At 35.7% G+C, this 19,917-nt stretch carries 17 protein-coding genes; 9 read left to right on the top strand and 8 right to left on the bottom strand.

Annotated features, from left to right (window positions below; genetic code table 11):
• Window positions 1-110: 110 nt before the first annotated feature.
• Both PR767_RS20315 and PR767_RS20310 read left to right on the top strand, forming a co-directional pair.
• On the top strand, window positions 111-323 hold the full coding sequence (locus PR767_RS20315; RefSeq protein WP_181937046.1) for a hypothetical protein: 213 nt from the start codon (window positions 111-113) through the stop codon (window positions 321-323).
• A gap of 324 nt (window positions 324-647) precedes the next feature.
• Window positions 648-1,055, top strand: coding sequence for a hypothetical protein (locus tag PR767_RS20310; RefSeq protein WP_004912519.1), 408 nt, complete (start codon window positions 648-650; stop codon window positions 1,053-1,055).
• A 274-nt stretch (window positions 1,056-1,329) separates the two neighbouring features.
• Here PR767_RS20310 and PR767_RS20305 read toward each other — a convergent pair whose 3' ends face one another.
• A complete protein-coding gene (locus PR767_RS20305) occupies window positions 1,330-1,827 on the bottom strand; it encodes an AAA family ATPase (RefSeq protein ID WP_004912522.1) in 498 nt (165 codons plus the stop codon).
• A 294-nt stretch (window positions 1,828-2,121) separates the two neighbouring features.
• Between PR767_RS20305 and PR767_RS20300 the strand changes: the two genes are divergently transcribed.
• Window positions 2,122-3,453: a glycosyl hydrolase family 28-related protein gene (locus PR767_RS20300; RefSeq protein ID WP_272520873.1), complete on the top strand. Its 1,332-nt coding sequence runs from the start codon at window positions 2,122-2,124 to the stop codon at window positions 3,451-3,453.
• A 14-nt stretch (window positions 3,454-3,467) separates the two neighbouring features.
• On the opposite strand, the gene PR767_RS20295 is transcribed toward PR767_RS20300, so the two are convergent.
• The 4 genes from PR767_RS20295 to PR767_RS20280 form a co-directional block, all read right to left on the bottom strand.
• Complete coding sequence (locus PR767_RS20295; protein ID WP_272520872.1) at window positions 3,468-3,887, bottom strand: GNAT family N-acetyltransferase; 420 nt, start codon at window positions 3,885-3,887, stop codon at window positions 3,468-3,470.
• A gap of 96 nt (window positions 3,888-3,983) precedes the next feature.
• Window positions 3,984-4,514 (bottom strand): MltR family transcriptional regulator, encoded by a 531-nt coding sequence (locus tag PR767_RS20290; RefSeq protein WP_004912528.1) that lies wholly within the window; start codon window positions 4,512-4,514, stop codon window positions 3,984-3,986.
• Between the two features lie 100 nt (window positions 4,515-4,614).
• Complete coding sequence (locus tag PR767_RS20285; RefSeq protein WP_272520871.1) at window positions 4,615-5,775, bottom strand: mannitol-1-phosphate 5-dehydrogenase; 1,161 nt, start codon at window positions 5,773-5,775, stop codon at window positions 4,615-4,617.
• Window positions 5,776-5,786: 11 nt separating this feature from the next.
• On the bottom strand, window positions 5,787-7,736 hold the full coding sequence (locus PR767_RS20280; protein WP_004912531.1) for a PTS mannitol transporter subunit IICBA: 1,950 nt from the start codon (window positions 7,734-7,736) through the stop codon (window positions 5,787-5,789).
• Between the two features lie 629 nt (window positions 7,737-8,365).
• Here PR767_RS20280 and PR767_RS20275 point away from each other — a divergent pair.
• Window positions 8,366-9,601 carry an SLC13 family permease gene (locus PR767_RS20275; RefSeq protein WP_004912534.1) on the top strand — a complete coding sequence of 412 codons (1,236 nt, stop codon included), beginning with the start codon at window positions 8,366-8,368 and terminating at the stop codon, window positions 9,599-9,601.
• Between the two features lie 52 nt (window positions 9,602-9,653).
• Here PR767_RS20275 and PR767_RS20270 read toward each other — a convergent pair whose 3' ends face one another.
• Complete coding sequence (locus PR767_RS20270) at window positions 9,654-10,391, bottom strand: cyclase family protein (protein ID WP_109911502.1); 738 nt, start codon at window positions 10,389-10,391, stop codon at window positions 9,654-9,656.
• Window positions 10,392-10,618: 227 nt separating this feature from the next.
• Entirely contained in the window at window positions 10,619-11,461 is an 843-nt protein-coding gene (locus PR767_RS20265) for a MetQ/NlpA family ABC transporter substrate-binding protein (RefSeq protein WP_272520870.1), read from the bottom strand.
• Between the two features lie 213 nt (window positions 11,462-11,674).
• Here PR767_RS20265 and PR767_RS20260 point away from each other — a divergent pair, with 213 nt between their 5' ends.
• The 5 genes from PR767_RS20260 to PR767_RS20240 all read left to right on the top strand — a co-directional run bounded on the left by PR767_RS20260 (window position 11,675) and on the right by PR767_RS20240 (window position 18,073).
• On the top strand, window positions 11,675-12,799 hold the full coding sequence (locus tag PR767_RS20260) for a CMD domain-containing protein (protein ID WP_272520869.1): 1,125 nt from the start codon (window positions 11,675-11,677) through the stop codon (window positions 12,797-12,799).
• A 4-nt stretch (window positions 12,800-12,803) separates the two neighbouring features.
• A complete protein-coding gene (locus PR767_RS20255; RefSeq protein ID WP_196719410.1) occupies window positions 12,804-14,264 on the top strand; it encodes an NAD(P)-binding domain-containing protein in 1,461 nt (486 codons plus the stop codon).
• Between the two features lie 3 nt (window positions 14,265-14,267).
• Window positions 14,268-15,281: a methionine ABC transporter ATP-binding protein gene (locus tag PR767_RS20250; protein ID WP_109911499.1), complete on the top strand. Its 1,014-nt coding sequence runs from the start codon at window positions 14,268-14,270 to the stop codon at window positions 15,279-15,281.
• Complete coding sequence (locus tag PR767_RS20245) at window positions 15,278-15,946, top strand: methionine ABC transporter permease (protein WP_004264861.1); 669 nt, start codon at window positions 15,278-15,280, stop codon at window positions 15,944-15,946. The genes PR767_RS20250 and PR767_RS20245 overlap by 4 nt, the downstream gene beginning before the upstream one ends.
• 360 nt (window positions 15,947-16,306) lie before the next feature.
• Window positions 16,307-18,073 carry a potassium/proton antiporter gene (locus tag PR767_RS20240; RefSeq protein WP_272520868.1) on the top strand — a complete coding sequence of 589 codons (1,767 nt, stop codon included), beginning with the start codon at window positions 16,307-16,309 and terminating at the stop codon, window positions 18,071-18,073.
• Window positions 18,074-18,319: 246 nt separating this feature from the next.
• Here PR767_RS20240 and PR767_RS20235 read toward each other — a convergent pair whose 3' ends face one another.
• Complete coding sequence (locus tag PR767_RS20235) at window positions 18,320-18,613, bottom strand: helix-turn-helix domain-containing protein (protein ID WP_004912555.1); 294 nt, start codon at window positions 18,611-18,613, stop codon at window positions 18,320-18,322.
• Window positions 18,614-19,917 lie beyond the last annotated feature (1,304 nt).

The following is a 19,917-nucleotide window of genomic DNA, read 5'->3' as shown; positions in this document are numbered from 1 at the left end:
GCTCATCGATATTGCCATCATTCTCGCCTTATTTTTCATAAATAAATGTATTTGAGTATAAGTGGGAATATCAAATCAATCATCGGCATGCTCAATTTGAAGAAAATACAATGAGTCAGGATGAACAAGGCGAAAATATCCAGCACCATTTTTGTCAATTTGATGTGAAAAAACGGATTTCTTGGGAATGTACGACTGAACATCAATCACGGAACGCCAAAGCCCATCTTTATGTCCCTGCAACCAAAGTGGTTCCTGTTATTTTTTTACCTAGCATTATGGGGTCTAACTTAAAACATAAAGATACGGGCGATTCTGTCTGACGACAACCGTTCTACTGAGATGAATGGCGATAAGCGCAAATATACGTTACTCAAATCTAGCAATAAATGGAAAAGTACGCCATCAATGGATTATGAGGGCGGGCACGATGACGGTACAGTGCCTAAATATTCTATAAATTTAGATAGAAAAAAAATGTTTAAAGAAATTTTAGAATTCATTATTAAGACAAATATAACAAATGATTGAAATCTGAAATAGGATTTTACAACCCTTTAATGTTCGTCAAAATGCTTATTAATCGGTTAATTAACGCAGTGCTAACTTACTTTCTGCTATTACGCTATGTATACTAGTTATCATCGATGAATGAATCAAAAATGAGTTACCTTCTATTTATTAGTGCATTATTCTCATTCATTATATTAAATTGTGCATATGCAACTAAAACCATTGGTTGCTATTATTTACACTATTCCGAGAAAAAATCAAATAATGATGTTAATACACTTATTAATCTAAAATTTAAATTTAACAATGAGGCTAAGTTAACTATTTCATCCTGGCAAGAATTATATTCTTGCCAGGGGAATTATACATTAAAAGAAATAGCCACAGGATTTAATGCATCTATTATTGATGAACAGGATTGTAAAATCCCCCCGCCTCAATTCGTTATAAGCAAAAATGCTAATAGATATTTAATTAAAAATGAGTCACTTTTAATTAATGATCCCTCCTCCTACCAACTGATTGAGTGCCATTCTGAGTGATTGAAATGACTTGGCCGCTTGAATGTTATTTTATTTTTTATACGAGAATTGATTAATTATTTTTACTTCCAAGAAGGTCTAGTAATTTCTAGTGGAATCTAAGTACTCATGTATATAGTATTTTTTATGGGCAAATTTATTTAGCCGATACCAGAAGAAAAGAGATGAAGAAAAAACAGCCTTTAGAGAGCATAAACCAACTGATAGATGTACAAATAAAGTTATTGCTAAAATTATTTATACTGTAAGAGCCGGACAGGCCACTGAACCCTATTTATTCTAAATGTTTTTTTATCGTACCAATACATTGTTTGGAATTATCTATAATGATGACTTTAGAAGAAAATAAAGGATTTTGTGCAAAGAAATCATCAAGCTGCTTATCAAATTGCTTTGCAAAGCGTAGTAACTCAACTGTATTGAAAAATGTCTCTTTGGGCCCTATCGTTGTAAATTTAGATGCAAGGTATCGTTTTACGATTCTAAAGGCACATATATGGTAAGGTACATTTAAGCGAATAATTAACGTACAGTCATGAAAAAAGGGAGTTAAACGCCTATCGTAAGCACCTTCAATAATCCATTCTTTTTTAGATGTTATCTCTAAGACTAATGCGTTAATAATAGGTTGAGGATTTTTGATATATTCTGCCTGAGTTTTATTCCAATAAATTTCATCATAGCCATATACAGGCGTATTAAATTCATCGGCTAGCTTGGCAGATAATGTTGTTTTTCCTGCCCCGGACGTCCCTATAATACAAATTTTCATATTTTACCTTCATTTATTAATAATCAAACTGCGAATGATAGATTTACATAATAACCATGCCGATGAACCAAAAATTAAAAAATATTATTCATAACAATACATTGCAAATGATTTCAGCATAAATATCAATGTATTAAAAACAATGTAGATCACGCTAATTTTAATTTATATTGCTGAATTATTGATAAAACAATATACTTATACCCCTTATGTCTAGTATTATAGCTAAGTACCAGATAATTATAAGTGACACTATTCATATCCCCACAATAAAACCGTCGATAGGATATATACATGATAAATCAAAGCCCCACATGCAATGACACACCGGATGGCTATATCAATGCACAAGATGCAGGTATATTACCAAATACAGATAAAGATTTAAGTCAGGCGATATTAAGTTTACTTAAAGAAAGTAACACATCTCATAAAGGTATTTATTTCCCTGCCGGTACTTACTTATTTGCTAGCGATGTATTATTAACATCTTATAATTCCTTATTGGGTTCGATAGAAGGCACAGTTTTTCGTTGTTTAAATCCCAAAGGACAATCGGTTATGTTCGGTGATAGTACCTACAGAACAAAAGTGTCAAATATAAACATAGAGAACATAATCTTTGACAATATTCGAATACATTTTTATGGACACAAATCTGCAATTCGTATTAGCCATAATGTATTTATTAACACAATAACCGAATACAGCACAGCGCAACTGACCTGTTCTAGTCATTTCTATACAATAAATGGTAATGTTTTTATGCGTGGGCGTAACTATGCAGGAGTTGGTCTTAGTACTTATGGTAATAGTTCCGGTTTATTAATTGAACAAAATTTTTTAGGTTCGGTCGATGAGATTAACTTAGCAACACCATGGCTTGATAAAAAAACACAGATACTGCTCACCACACTTTTAAGTTTAAGAGATAAAAAATTAATATCTTTTGATGATGCCCAAGGTGAATTTGTTTCCGGTTGGTATTCGACGAGTAATCTCAAAAAAGGGATATTTCGTAAAAACTTTATTTCAGGTAGTGACCAAATCTTTCTCTACAATCCTAAAACAGATAAAGATGATATACAACGTGATCATGGTATTTATATTAAACAGTATGAACAAGTTGAAGTTATTCAAAATTATTTCTCTGGCTGGCCAAAAGATGATAAGCCATCCGGTCAATTAAAGTTTCGTAATGCAAAAGGACTCGTATTTGCTGGTAACTATCTTAATCACATTTCTTTTAATGCACGCCCCTATGACAATGTCGATGACAAATGGCTAATTATGCAAGACACCTTCATTTTTAATAATTATTTATCTGACGCTTTAATTAGCTATTGGCAAAATTTTGTAGATACTGAAGATAAATCTATTAATATTAAAAATTATCTAGTTTTCTCTAATCGCTTTATCAATAGGACTAAGAGCAAACCATTAGTTACTTCACCAGAAAAATCATTCTCATCTAATCAGTTCTTTTGTTCAGAGAATATTTTCGTTGAAACAAACGAGTTAGTACCGACAAGTGGTGTCATTGCTGAAATAACAATTGATAAATTAAAGGCTCGCCTACCTGATTATGCAGCACAATATTTATCGACTAAACCGATCATGCCATAATTTATAGGTACTTTTTATATATCACGTTTAGTTAAATAATGTCGTTGCATGCCTGTCTCCGGGAAGTCAGGTAATGACATTTGTTTCACATATCCTAATTTTTCATAAAATGGTAAGGCTTGAAAACTAAATGTGTCAACTAAGCTATGAATACAACCTAATTTTATTGCTTCCCGTTCAGCGGTATACATCAATTCACGCCCTAATCCATCATTTCTGGCACTTTCACTAACCCATAAATAATCAATACATAACCAATTTGCCTTAACTGAGGCAAGTAAACCACCAAGCATCACACCATCATCATTTTTAAAATAAATTCCTAATGAATCAAATCGGTCGGCATTTAAAAACTGAGTATTAAAACTACGCAACCCTGCAAGTAACTCTTCTTTATCTTCGGTGGTTATTTCATGTGCAATAATAATATTCATTCGATACTCTGCTGATTCTCGGCTAATAACGTATTATTTCAAACATATTTACCTTGGTAAGTAAACAGTAAAATAGAGATAATAGAATAACCTATTTTAAAATACATCCGTTTCGATAATTTGGGTAATTAAGGCTGTTACAGACAATATCAATGAAGATTTGATCATTTGCTGAAAACGGTGTTTTTGCAATTCAATTAATTGATTATCAATAAGATCTTCCGGCTGATTAAATCTCATCATTTCTGGTAATGGTTCCATACAATGAAGCATTTTAATACTGCCTAAAATTTCATCATCCGTAAAATTTATATTTATTTTTTCTGCAGATAATGACTCATTCAAAGCAAGAAATAATTCTATATCTTCATAGGTTTCACGAGAAATAGCCCCTAACGCAAATAAGAGTTTCAAACGAACCGATAACTCCCCTAATGGGCCATTTCCAGTTAAAAGAGGCTCAACTGCATATTTTACTGCATAGTCATCCTTTCTGAAAACTTTTAACATTAATTTATCAATAGCTTGTGAAATTAAAATAACGACATCTTGAACAAATAAGTGCACCTCTGGTCGTTGATTCAACCGCTCAAGAATTTGATTTTCAATGTTTTGTTTATTTTCCATATTAGCTTCTTTTATCACTTTATGGCTATATTACTTGCTTTCACAGAGTAGGTAGCCATAAAGTGATTGAACCTCAATAATTAACCCATTATCCGTAATATTACTTTTTACTCAACATCATTAACTGGTATTGAGTACAAATTTTATCAATTACCTCTGGATATTGCTCTATTCCACAAAGTTGAATGACCGTTTGGGTAAGTCCTTTGTCTGCAATTAACTTTGCCATTTCATTTGCTTGGGGATCAGTTTCACACCTAAAATGCAATGCAGCTGCAATACCTATGATCAGATTTTCATGTGATAATTGATATTCAAATGTACCTAATAACGGCTTAATTAGGCGATCATTTGAACTTAATTTTCGCATAGGTTGTCGTCCTACTCGGCTAACATCATCTTTTAAATATGGGTTCGCAAAGCGGCTCAGTATTTTATCTATGTATTGATTATGTATTTTCGAATCAAAGCCATAACGTTGAATTAATACTTTCCCGCTTTCTTTCATTGCCGATTTAACAATAGTGTGGATCCTCAAATCGCCAATCGCTTCACTAATTGTTTGGTATCCATATAATTGTCCCAGATAAGCTGTTATTGCATGGCCTGTATTTAACGTAAATAGCTTACGTTCGACAAATGCCATTAGATTATCCGTTAATTCCATTCCTTCGATAATAGGAATATCACCAACAAATTGTGTCTGATCAACAATCCACTCACTAAAGGATTCGACGGTAACATCAAGCGGGTCATCATTCGCTGCCTCCATCGGAGGAACAATACGGTCAACTGCGGAGTCTACAAAACCAATATGCTGCTCAACCCATTGATGTAACTCTTCAGGCAATTGAGCCAATACATGTTGCTTTAATTGGCTAGTTCCTCTCACCATATTTTCACATGCAATAATATTGAGTGGCTGGTTATTTCCCAACGATTTTCTATGAATAATGCCTTTAGCTATTGTTGAGGCAATTTTTTCAAGCACTTGAGGCCCGACTGCTGTTGTAAGCATATCTGCCGTTGCAATAAACTCTATCGTTTTAGGGTCATTACTATTAACAGCGTGAATGTGTTGGACTTTCTCAATACGATTTTCCTGACCAACAACATGAACATTATAAGATTGTTGATGTGCTAGTTGGTCAATTAATGGCTGATTGACATCCGTAAAAGTGACTTGTGAATTTGCGTCTGCTAATAATTTACCAATAAAACCGCGGCCTATATTTCCTGCACCAAAATGAATGACTTTCATTATTATTCTCCTTATGCTGCACTTTGAGACGCTAAAATTTCGAGTACTTCCTGAACATCTTGGGTTTCACATAAACGCTCAATGACCCCATCTTCATCTAAAGCGGAAGTAATTCGTGTAATAACTTCAATGTGCTCATTATTTTGTGCTGCAATACCAATCACTAAGCGAGCAATTTCATCGGGTTCTTCACCAAATTGTACGCCTTCAGGATATTGGCAAATAACAATGCCAGTTTTTAATACGCGGTCTTTGGCTTCTATTGTTCCGTGAGGTACCGCAATAGACTCTCCAAGATATGTTGGTGTTAGTTTTTCACGAGCTAGCATAGCCTCTATATATTCTGGCTCAACATACCCGCCTTCAACTAGCTTCTGCCCTACAAAGCGGATAGCTTGGGTTTTATTTTCTGCCGCCAGATTTAAATGAATGTGCTTCGCACTTAAAGTAAACAAAGCCTCTTCATGTTCGGTTATGTCATATGACTCATCATTAGCCGCAACAATAGTTTGTTTAATTAAATGCCCATCATTAGCTGCCTTAGGATTTTTTTTAGCTATTAAATTCGTGACTAAATCATTATACGTTTGACTATCTAAGAAGTTTGTTAAAGAAATATGGATTGCATTTGGCGCAAATGATTTCGCTCTTTGCGTTAAATCCCTATGAGTGATAACAATATCAACATTTTCTGGTAAATCGTTGATTGCCATATTAGTGACGGTGATGTCTAGCAAGCCAGCATCACGTACTTTTTTGGCTAATACCCCCGCTCCCATTGCACTTGAGCCCATGCCTGCATCGCAAGCGACAATAATGTTGTGCACTTGAGCTAAATTGATAGAAGCATCTTTATTGATTGAATTTACTGATGATGACTTTGATTGCGTTTTCATATTACGCATTTTTTTCGTCGCACTCTCGAGTTCATCATCATCACCAATTCGTGTTCGTTTTAATAAAAGAGCTGAAACGATGAAAGAAACAACTGTAGCACTTGCGACCGATAAAATAACGCCGATAAGTGATGATTTAGGCGTCATCAGTAGAACTGCAAATATTGAGCCCGGGGATGCAGGAGAGACTAACCCAGCATGAAAAAGGTTCATCACAAATACCCCTGTCATTCCACCCAGAATAACAGCAAGAATTAACCGAGGATTCATTAAGACGTAAGGAAAATAAATTTCATGGATGCCACCAAAAAAGTGAATAATTGCGGCTCCTGGCGCAGACTGCTTAGCATTACCTTTGCCAAAAAACATATACGCGAGTAAAACACCTAAACCGGGTCCAGGGTTGGCTTCAATTAAGAAAAAGATGGATGCACCTGTTTCTGATGCTTGCTGAATACCTAGTGGTGAAAAAATACCGTGATTGATAGCATTATTAAGAAATAAGATTTTGGCAGGTTCAACAAAAATAGACGTGAGTGGAAGTAAATTATTCTCCACCATCACATTTACACCGGCTGCTAATATCTTGGATAGCCCTGCAACAAGAGGCCCAATCGCTAAATAAGCCAAAATGGCTAATAACATACCGATAATGCCAGATGAAAAATTATTCACTAACATTTCAAAACCCGTTTTAATTTTGCCTTCTATCCACAAATCAAAACGTTTTATTGCATATCCGCCTAATGGGCCAGCAATCATTGCCCCCATAAACATTGGCATGTCGGCACCAACAATTACACCCATTGTTGTTATTGCGCCAACTATTCCACCCCGCTCTCCACCGACTAAACGGCCACCGGTATAACCGATTAATAGTGGTAGTAAATAGGTGATCATAGGGCCTACAAGTTGAGCTAATGTCTCATTAGGCCACCAGCCAGTTGGGATAAATAACGCAGTAATTAATCCCCAAGCGATAAAAGCACCGATATTAGGCATAACCATATTACTGAGGAAACGCCCAAAATTCTGTACCTTTAATTTGATATTTGATGTTACCATGACAGAACCCCGTGGTACGAGAATGATAAAGTAGTAACGTTATCGCCAAATAACGTCCGTGATTTTTTCAACACTTTCACTCTAGCATGAGCTTTATCAGATTCGCACCACGTGGGCCTTTATGTGATCAAAGTCACCATTACCCCCCTGTCCACCCTATATTTATATTGATGAAGCTCACAAAAAGCTCGTGTCACTAAATTACATTGATCTTTTTTTGCACTAAAAAACCATTTTTTGTGACTTAAATCACAAATTAAAAAACGTTATTTATCTTTAAATAGTGACTTTTGTCACAATTAATTTTCAGTTTCTCTTTTTTAATCCTATGAGCTGCTATCAAATTCTCAACTGACCAAATACTTTTTTAATTTTGTAATAAAATTACCAAATGTATTTTCTTTGTTTTTCTTTTTATGCTGCAACAAATCAGATTATCGTTTCTTATGGTCAATGCTTGTTATCGCTATTTGTAAACTTCATTCTTAATTACATTATTGTTATCTTTTAGCGACAATCTTAAATAGAGCTAACTGCAACATGTTATTATCAATACATTATTTAGCCTTGCTTCGCTGAGTGTTCATCGATAAATTACCTCTAATTTTCTTAATTAAAATGTGAATATCATGACGTTAACCGTTATTGTTTTTCTTTTAGTTTATATTGCAATGGGCTTTGGTAAGCTACCAGGCTTCAAAGTTGATAGAACTGGAGCTGCTGTTATTGGCGCCCTAGCTATGATGGCTATCGGCAGTATTACACCGCCTCATGCGTGGAATGCTATCGATTACCGAACGATTGGTATGTTATTTGGGCTTATGGTCGTTTCTGCTTCTTTTGTTGTGTCTGGTTTTTATAGTTGGACCGCAAACCGAGTGGCAATGCTAAAAGTTTCTCCCCCTACATTACTCGCGGTTTTAATTCTTGTCGGTGGCTTTCTTTCTGCATTTCTCACTAACGATGTTGTTGTTGTCGCCATGACACCATTATTAGTATCAATTAGTTTATCTCGCGGTTTAAACCCAATTCCATTTTTACTTGGTTTTTGTTTCGCGGCAAATAATGGCGCGGCCGGCTCATTAATTGGTAGCCCACAAAATATGATCGCAGCCCAAGGGCTCGATATCTCGTTTGTAGGCTTATTACAGGCATCAGCAATACCAGCCCTACTTTCTTTACCATTAACATGGTTGGTACTCGTTTGGTTATATCGTAATCGTTGGTATTTGGCTAAAGAAAATACGCTAGCAGCTTCCCCACAAAAAACCCAAGAAACATTAAATGTATGGGAGACAGCAAAAGCTGGTGTTATTACTTTCGCAGTCATCATTGCCTTTATTGTGACTGATATTCCTAAAGAACTTATAGCATTGACTGCTGCTGGGTTTTTATTATTAAACCGGTCCATTGCCTCGAGTGATATGCTTAAACTCGTCGACGGTAATCTTCTATTACTCATCATGGGGTTATTTGTTGTTAACGCTGCTTTTGCCGCCACAGGCCTTCCTCAGCAATTATTAACGGATTTACGAAGCTACGGTGTGGATCTCAATAATCCATTAGCCCTATTTTTAGTGACCGGTGTTCTAAGCACTATCGTTGGAAATAATCCCTCAGTTATGTTACTCGTCCCATTCTTAACACCTGATGGTAATGCCGATTCATTAGGCGCAGCTCTTGTATTGGGTTCAGGCTTTTCAAGTAATTTACTGGTCTTCGGTAGCCTTGCTGGAATTATTGTCGTTGAACAATCAGCGGCATATGGTGTAAAAATCTCTTTCGGTGAATTTTCTAAATCTGGAGGAGTTGTCGCGCTATTGTGTATGCTATTAGCCGCTGCATGGATTATAATTGCTTTATAGCCGTTTTAACCAATCTGCTATTACATTAGCAGATTGGTTATAATTATATTTCCTATGGAAGTATTGCAAAAGAACGCACAGGAAAACCACTGGCATTATTTGGTTTAGCGACAATATTAAAAATCACGGCACCACGTGTGGGCACTTGGTCTAAATTAGCGAGTAATTCAACTTGGTATGTATCTTGCTCTAATACATAATACTCACCGAGTAATGCATTATTTTTTCGAAAATCTTTTGCTGCATCAGTATCAAATGTTTCATGTCCAATAGCTTTTATTCCACGTTCTTCAAATAAAAATTTAAGAGCGTCCATTCCCCAACCCGGTATTTGGTTATTGCCCTCATCATCTTTATTATCCATAAGCTCTTGTGATGGCCAACGTTTACTCCAATCGGTACGTAATGCAACAAAACTCCCGGATTCAATTTGGCCATTTTGTGCTTCAAAATTGAGAATATCATTACGAGAAAATGCAAAATTAGGATCTTCTTTTGCTCTTTCTGATTGGTCTATAACAATCAATGGCAAAACAAGTTCCTTTAATTCGAGTTCATGTAAATAACGCATTCCTTCGACAAAATGACAAGGAGCATCAATATGAGTGCCATATTGGCCTGGAAATGTAAATTGCTGTGCAAAAAAACCCTCTGGATAACCAAATAATGTTTTAAACTCAGCAGAATCAAACATAAAAAAATGCGGTGAATCTTTATCGAAGCTATGTGTCAAATCAACCCATCTTTTAGATTTTATTACATTAAATGCATCAATTAATTCGTTACTCATACTTTCCCCTGTCAGTTTTATTTTTTACATAAACTTATCTATATTCTATTTTTATAATTCAGCTCTTAATCTATTAAATAACGAAAAAACATCAGATTGTCTACAAATTCAACACGAATATTTTTCACATTAAATCAGTAAGATATTTAGTTTATATAGAAAAAACCACTAATTAATAAAAATTAGTGGTTAACGTAATACTAATAATAAAAAAACAGACTAGGGTTTTATTTAGGATATTTGTTCCAGCTTTCAGGTTCAATAAAACCATCGTAAATACGCTGCGAACGAATATAATCTGCATATTCTTTAGACTCAAAAGCTTCTTTCAAATCTTTTGCCCATTGAGAATCTAGGTCTTTTTGCATGACAGTCACAATAACACGATGCTCTAGCGGTGAATTTTCTACGACCAAGCCATCAGCAATGCGCTGACCTGCACTTGCAACATAGTTGCCATTCACAACGACAAAATCGACATCATCTAATAATCGTAACCCTTGTGCTGCATCAGTTTCTCGGATATCTAAGTTATATTTATCAGGCGAAATATCATTAACACTAAAGCTTAATGTACTCACATTTGGCTTAATTTTAATCCAACCTAACTGTTCCAGAATTCTAGCACCACGTTCTGCATTAACAGGGTCATTAGATAGCGCGACGATCATACCATCTTTCACATCATCCAGTGTTTTATGTTTATTTGACCGCAGACTTTGTGGCGCACTCGGTGAATCTGTCAATGCCACCATGTTAATATTATTCTTTTTGTTATAAGCCTCCATATAGGCGCGGCTTTGATTAACAGAAGCATCGATTGAACCTTCTTCAAAAGCAGGATTAATTTGCCTATTCTGCGAAAATTGGCGCAAATTAACCGTATAACCTTTTTTCTCTAAAATCGGGACGATACCTTTATCCACTTGGTCAATATAATTACCAACACCAAAGCCTATCGTAATTTGTTTTTTATTCGGATTATCTTTTTCACTATTATCACCACAACCTGCCAACGCAACTAAAGCCGTAGTAATTAAAGACAAGCCTATTATTTTTTGTTTTAACATATGTAACAACCCTGTAAAGATATTTTGGGCAGTATAATCATAATTAGAGAGCACGACTTAGACTATATCGTTATAACTTAATACAAAAGTAATATAAGGGCTTAGTTTAATTTCTTTTGGTTATAAGCATATAACAAATAGATCGTTCGATTAGTGATGTGATTGATATGTAATGAAGGAGATAAAAAACGTTTAAAAAAAGTGAGTTACTTTATGACTATTTCCAATAATGATGTAATTAATTATTTAACTAACTTAACACCAGATTCCAGTCTAACTAAGATTCGCCATGAACGTAATGTGGCGACTGAAAATACTCAAGCCGTATTTGACGCCATTTTTTCAGCGCCCTCGACACGGCTAACAAGTGATGTGAAATATTATTTTGCCCATGAAGTTGCAAAAATTACAGGAAGTCCCCGCCTTGCTGAATTTTATTTGCAATTAATAAACTCAATTCCTGATGAACCGCTTAGCAAACCACTTGCCACAGCAAAAGAATATCTGCAAGTTTTAACACAGTCACCGAAAGACACTCATTACCAATTGATTGCCGAATTAACTAACCAAGGTTGGCAAGAAAGTGACATTATTTTACTTGCTCAATTAATAACTTATGTCACTTATCAAGCTCGGCTAATCGAAGGGATTCTGTTACTGACGGATAGTAGTAATCTTACAAATAGTGCACCTAAAGTTGTTGCAGGTAAGTGGAACCACCAACCTTTAACCCGCAAAGGAAATTCATCCCCAACCGCTTTTACACAAGATAATTTAGGATGGGAAGCTTGGATTTCAGCAAGAGATGCGAAGACATTATCCGCTGAAGAAGCCCAAGTTATGAAAAAATTTGGTCAATTAAACTCTGAATATTTTTTACTACTTGCCCATCAAAGCAAAATTTTAGAATTACGAACTTTAATTGACCGTGGCGTATTTTATACCTCTGAAGGGCTACCTCGCTGGGAACGTGAATTTGCAGCAGCTGTAACTAGTAAAGTTAATGGTTGCATATACTGTGCTTCTGTTCACGCAAGAAAAGCCAGTCAATATGCAAAAGAACGACGCGCTGATGTTGATAAACTATTAGCAACGGCGACAGGTTCAGTACTTGCAGAAGGTTTTGATGACAGACTACTAGCCATCACAGATTTGGTTGCTTCCTTGTCTGCAACCCCCATCCAAGCCACATCATCACAAATTAAAGAGTTACAAACGCTAGGCTTGTCTGAACTTGAATTACTCGATTTAGTTCAATCAACAGCCTTCTTTTCATGGGCGAACCGCTTAATGTTATCACTAGGAGAACCCTTTGAAATAGCCGAGGACAAGGAGTAATTCAATGGAACTGATTATGGGTTTAGAGGCATTAGAAGCGCAAATAAAACAAGATTTGCAATATTTAAATTTACCAATAACGTCTTGGTCATTATCAAAAAACTGTCCTGAAAACCAAGTTATTGATGTCGCTATCATTGGCGCGGGCATGTCAGGGATTACAGCAGCTTTCGCTCTGAAATTACGCGGAATTAACGCCATTGTTTTCGATCAGGCCGCTTCTGGCAAAGAAGGCCCATGGCAAAGCCCTGCACTAATGGAAACATTACGTTCACCAAAACATGTGGTTGGCCCTGCACTTGCATCTCCCTCATTAACTTTCCAAGCTTGGTTTAAAGCCCAATTTGGTATTCAAAAATGGGATGAACTTGATAAAATTCCACGTTTGCAATGGGGTGAATACCTGCAATGGTATAAAACCATGACTGAACCCCATGTGCTTAATCAATACCATCTCGTTGATGTACAACTTAATGATAACTACCGTGAATTAATTTTTAATACCCCTGAAGGAACAGTCAGTTATCAAGCACAACATGTTATTTTAGCAACGGGTATGGAGTCTTTTAGTGAGGCCAATATCCCTAGCTTTATGAATGATATTCCAACAGCCTATTGGGAACACTCCTACGCAGGCACTGACTATCGCCGTTTTAAAGGCTTAGATATTGGTGTTGTAGGTTATAGTGCAGGAGCGATGGATAGCTCAGCAACGGCATTAGAAAATGGCGCTAATTCGGTTGAAATTTTGATCCGAGCTAACGATATGCCTCGTGTAAACCGAGGAAAAGTTGCTGGAAGTGCAGGTTTTACCAATGCATATACCTATTTTACCGATGCTCAAAAGTGGCATTACACGGATTATGTTGCTAAAGCTAAAACACCAGCCCCTCACGGAAGTACCTTGAGAGTCTCTCGCCATGAAAATGCTTATTTCAATTTCAATACTCAAGTTAAATTTATTGAAGTAAAAAACAAAAAGTTGCACGTCACGACCACAACAGGCAAATTCATATTAGATTATTTAATCTTGGCAACTGGCTATCGAATTAATTGGGCTAAGGACAGAGCTTTTCATCAATTATCTCTGCTAGTCAAAACATGGGGGGATGCATACACACCATCTTTCCATGAGGAAAATGCAGAGTTAGCTTCACACCCTTATTTAGGTAATCACTTTGAATTTCAAGCTAAAAGCAACTCAGACACATTAAAAATCAATCAGTTATATTGTTTTAATTTAAGCGCATCACTCAGCATGGGGCCCGTTATAGGGTTAATCCCCGGAACGAATGTTGGAGCTGAACGATTGGCTGACCATATTGCCGCTCAATTGTATCTGAACCATCAAGAACAACATCTTGAGCAAGTCAAAAATAGCCAAGAAGCTGAATTATTAGGTGATGAGTGGCTCCCCGCTGCACCACCTTCAGAACGTATGCAATTAACTGATAATGTAGAGTAAATTATGATTACCTTTCAAAATATTCAAAAAGTCTATGAAAAAGATGGGCAGTCTTTAGTTGCATTGCAAGATATTAATTTGCATATCAATAAAGGGGATATCTTTGGATTTATTGGTTATAGCGGAGCTGGTAAAAGCTCACTTATCCGCCTAGTGAATCAATTAGAAAAACCAACCAGTGGTGCTGTTATCATTAATGGTCAAAATATTGCTGAGCATACCCCAGCAGAAACTCGTTCACATAAAAAAAGCATCGGTATGATTTTCCAGCATTTTAATTTACTGGAAACGAAAACTGTCGCACAAAATATTGCGATGCCCTTAGTACTCTCAGGTATCGATAAACAGGAAATCACTCAGCGAGTTGATAGCATTCTTGAATATGTCGAACTTAGTGATAAAAAAAACCAATACCCAGGGCAGTTATCTGGTGGACAAAAACAACGAGTTGGTATTGCTCGCGCTTTGATCAATAACCCACAAATTTTATTATGTGACGAGGCCACCTCAGCACTTGACCCACAAACGACTCGCTCAATTTTGCAATTATTAAAAAAGATCAACCAAGAACAACATATTACTATCTTACTCGTGACTCACGAAATGGAAGTTATTGAACAAATCTGTAACCGTGTTGCTGTTATGGAATCAGGTAAAATTGTCGAAGAAGGAACCGTACTTGATATTTTTGCCAACCCACGCCAAGACACAACCAGAAAGTTTGTAGGAACCGTGTTAAACGAAGAAATTCCAGAGCGCGTTCTACATAACTTAGAACATCAACAAGATGTTTATCGTCTTGAATTTTTAGGAACTTCCGCTCAACAACCTGTTGTTAATGAGTTAATACTGAAAGAAATTGTCAAAATAAATATTTTATTTGCCAACATGAAAGAAATCAGTGGTGTCGTGCTAGGTAGCATGTTTGTCCAATTTATTGGTGATAAAGAAAAAATGGATGAGGCGGTTTCTTTTCTTCGTCAACGTGGGGTTGCTGTCAATAAGGGGGCAATATGACACAATTATTCGAAACCGCTTTAACAACTAAACAGTTTTTATTAGCGATGTCAGAAACCTTTACGATGGTCAGCGTTGCACTCGTATTAGGCTCTATATTTGGGATTCTGTTAGGTATCGTACTTGTTGTAACGAGGCCAGACGGTATTTGGGAAAATAAATGTATTTATCGTATAGTGAACCCTATTATTAATATTATTCGCTCATTGCCTTTTATCATATTATTAGTTGCAATGATCCCCCTAACACGCTTTATGGTTGGAACCTCAATAGGAACAACTGCAGCAATTGTACCATTAGTTATTTTTATTGCTCCTTATACTGCACGTTTAGTTGAAAACTCATTACTCAGCGTACATTCAGGTATTATTGAAGCGGCTGATTCTATGGGAGCAACAAATTGGCAAATTGTTTGGCACTTTATTTTACCTGAGGCGAAGTCATCATTAATCCTAAGTTTAACCGCTGCCAGTATTACTTTAGTTGGTGCAACCGCCATGGCAGGCGCCGTTGGTGGTGGTGGTGTGGGTGACTTAGCTCTAAACTATGGTTACCAGCGTTTTGATAATGTCGCAATGGCTATCACCGTTGTTACATTGGTAATTATCGTTCAAGGCATGCAATTTATTGGCGACTATTTAGCTAAAAAAGCTCGCTATCATTAGTGTAATGGTGAAGGTCGAAAATTTTTTCGGCCTTCTTTATTTTGACCTTACTTTATAAATGCCTATTCCCTCCCTTCAATACTTCTTTCCCCACGCCATAATTATCTTTGATTAAAAAAATATAATAAGCCCACCTCGATGCTTACTTATTCAAATTTATCGTTTTTTTACGTGCTTTAACTCACTTTAATGACAAAAAATGCGATAAATAATCAAATTATTTAAATTTATTTATATTATAATCATGTAGATATACTTTTTAATGGATATTATCGGCTTTTCGCTAAAATAATCTATTCTCAGTGTATATTTAGTTATCTTGCTATTTTGACATTTTTTGCTTTCTACGCGCGCTTTACGATGCATCGTCAGCGTTTTATTCACTTACAGATTAAACTGATTATGCCAACTATTGAACAACTCATTTTATTGATTTCTATACTCATTCTTTTGGGTATTTTCTCTAGCAAATTGTCAGCTAGACTTGGTTTACCCATGCTAGTCATGTTTTTATTTATTGGCATGTTAGCCGGTGAAGATGGGATAGGTAAGATTACGTTTGATAACGTTAATGTTTCGTATGCCGTTGGTTCTCTTGCTCTTGCTTTAATTTTATTTGATGGAGGTCTGCAAACATCCGTAAAGTCAATTCGTTTAGTTTGGAAACCGTCTTTTACACTAGCAACACTTGGCGTTCTTGTAACTGCTGGTGTAACTGGGCTCGCCGCAGCTTATATTCTCGGTGTCCCTCTGCTTGAAGGGCTACTACTTGGCGCTATCGTCGGTTCTACCGATGCCGCTGCCGTCTTTTCCTTACTGCGCAACGCTGGGATCTATTTAAACGAGCGTCTGCAATCTACTTTAGAAATAGAAAGTGCAACCAATGATCCTACTGCCATATTCTTAACGGTTGGTTTATTACAACTCTTAATGAATCCACAAGCTTCAGGTAGTGAATTAATTTTGCTATTTTTTAGCCAGATGGGAATAGGGACAGTTGTTGGCTTGAGTGTTGGCTGGGTTTCAGTCAAAATTATCAATAAGATTAAGCTACTAGCAACTGGATTATATCCTGTCCTTGTCGCTGCATGTGGACTACTTTCTTTCGGGCTCGCCAGTAACTTAGAAGGCAGTGGTTTCTTATCTATTTTTGTTACCGGTGTGGTAATTGGTAATCATCGGTTTGTTTTTCAACGTAATACATTTTTATTCCATGATGGATTAGCATGGCTAAGCCAAATTATCATGTTCGTTATGTTAGGGTTACTTGTCAACCCAAGTTCTCTTATTGAAGTCTGGCTTGAAGGCTTAGTTATCGCCCTTGTCTTAACTTTTATTGCGAGGCCATTGGCTGTAATACCTGTCCTAAAATTATTTGGTTTTCCAAAACCTGAAATAACATTGATTTCCTGGGTAGGTTTACGTGGCTCAGTGCCTATTATTCTCGCTATTTTCCCGTTTATCTACGGGCTACCTAATGCCCATCTGATTTTTGACGTGGTTTTCTTTGTGGTATTAATCTCAGCAACTTTACAAGGCTCAACCTTGCCTTATGTAGCACGTAAATTGAATTTAATGCAGCCACCTCCATTGATCCCTGCAGCCACTTTAGATATTACCGCAGTAGACCAAATAGATGCTGATTTAGTGGAATATACTTTAGGGGAGGATTGCTCTGCGGTAGGTCGTCGGTTATCACAATTAGCATTACCAGACCAAACTGTCATTGCAATGATTACGCGAGAAAAAAGTGTTTTACCACCAAGGGGGTCAACTATTCTTCACGCTGATGACCATTTATTCGTTGTTCTTAAACCTGAAAACCGTATTTTCCTTGAACGTCTTTTTTCAGAAAAAAATATCTCTGAGCACATACCTATTGAACTACCCGATACAGGGTTAAGTCTAAAAGGAACGACGCGATTAAATGAGATCCAATCCTCTTATGGTATTCAAATTGATAACGGCGATGAAAGGACGCTTAACCAATTTATTTATGCTTCTATATCGAGTCCTTTACAAGATACCGTCATAAAACTAGAACAACTGCAATTAAGAATTGGAGAAATGCTCGAAACACGTATCGTCACAGTAATATTAGAGCCAATTCAAGAGCAAGAAAGTTAACTAAGCATAAGCACGCCAGAAAAACTACCCCCATACCGAGTGAAATATTAAGTAATTGTTAGTTTAAGGATATAAAAATAAAAGCCCTTTCGGGCTTTTATTTGTTCTATTATGAAACATAAGCTAAAAATAGCTATTGTCTTATTTAAATCATACACAGCAGATACATTTAATTTACGTTCCCAATTGAAATAATTAAGAACGAAAGTTAATTACGTTTCATTCTGAGACAATATGGATATTTGGTTATACAAGGGTATATGCAGAGCTTTCAAACCCTTTATCACCAGTGCTCTCATCTACTTGAGTATCATCTTGTAGGACTTCACTAAAAAACTCACCCATGTTAACGTCTAAAACTTTTAACACTCGAACAAGGCAATCTATATCAATACGATTAACACCGCGCTCGTAACGAAATAGCTGCTGTTCACTTATATCTATCTCTTTAGCTAACTGAAAAACAGTAAAGCCTTGAGCTCTTCTAAGGGCTTTTATTTTTTGTCCAACTGCACAAGCGACAGGATATTTCGTGTTCATAAACATTCTCGCTTCAATTTATATTAAGGAAATAAAAATTAGCAGATAATTATCTACATATTTTATTTTTATATTTATGTGTATAACATTTGATAATGCTATAGTCGATTCAGCATATATCGGAAAGAATGATATACTACCATTATAATTAGTTTCAACTAGTCCTAAATTGACATTGCAACTATGTAACAAAGTATTTCACTCTATACACTTCATGTTTAAAATCAAAATAGTGCTGTAATATCACCTAGTTACGCACAAAATGAGTAATACCTCATGCTTATATTCCATAAGACACCCACCTTTCTTTGGAATATTTATCTAAAAATGACCCATATAGCCGATGTATAATCTAAAAACAAAGGAAATAAACAGAATTATTTAACACTGTAACAATATTAATGTTATTGATACAATTTAAGTTGGAGAAATGTGATAAACCCAGTTTAGATGGTACTTTTATGTAAAAAATAGTAAAAACAATCAATTTTATCTCTAAAACTCTCTGATTCGACAAAATATCAGTACGCTAAAAAGCCAGTTAACCTGTTACAATTAGCGAAATAGTAAATTTTTAAAGTAGCAAGAATAAAATTTATAATATTCAAGTACCAAACATAACAAAACCATAACGTTAAGAAAGCTTATTATTCATTTTACTAGATGAGCATCACAAAATTATGAAAAATGACTTTCATCGACAATCTAATTTGGTTCTTACTAGTTTCTATTTTTTACAGTACGCAGATTGCTATAATATTTCAAAAACAAACACGATCTCAGAGTTTATAACCAAGATGTAGTATCTCACATTTACGATATAATAAAAATAGTTTATAAAAAATTGATATGTACTTTCTCTATTCCACAAAATAGCAATTAGACATTCATTTATACAATTTTATTTTGTCATTTATGCCTAATTAAATCATTATAGTCTATCGCTTACTCCTTTATTATCTATTAGTAGTAAAATATATTCTGCTAATGCCATATAGAAATATAGGTGTAAGAACGAAATGATCATTGCAAAGCGCATCCTGAATTATTCTACATATCAGGCAAGCAGTATAATTGCTAATTACTTTAATCCTTATTGAGTCCTTTAAGAAATGAAACTGCCATAATATGTGTGTATTCGCTAGATTTAGTCTGCAATAACACCATGTCTTAATGGTGGGTCGTACAGGATTTTCCCTACGGGCTGAACCTACAACCAGCTTGTCGAGGTATAGCTTGGCAACTTGAGTATTTACTTGATTGGGAATTAACTTGGAAATGACTGAGATGGTGGGTCGTGCAAG

This window comes from Providencia sp. PROV223 (assembly GCF_028479245.1).
Lineage (GTDB): Bacteria > Pseudomonadota > Gammaproteobacteria > Enterobacterales > Enterobacteriaceae > Providencia > Providencia rettgeri.
This window is presented reverse-complemented; position numbering and strand designations above follow the sequence as displayed.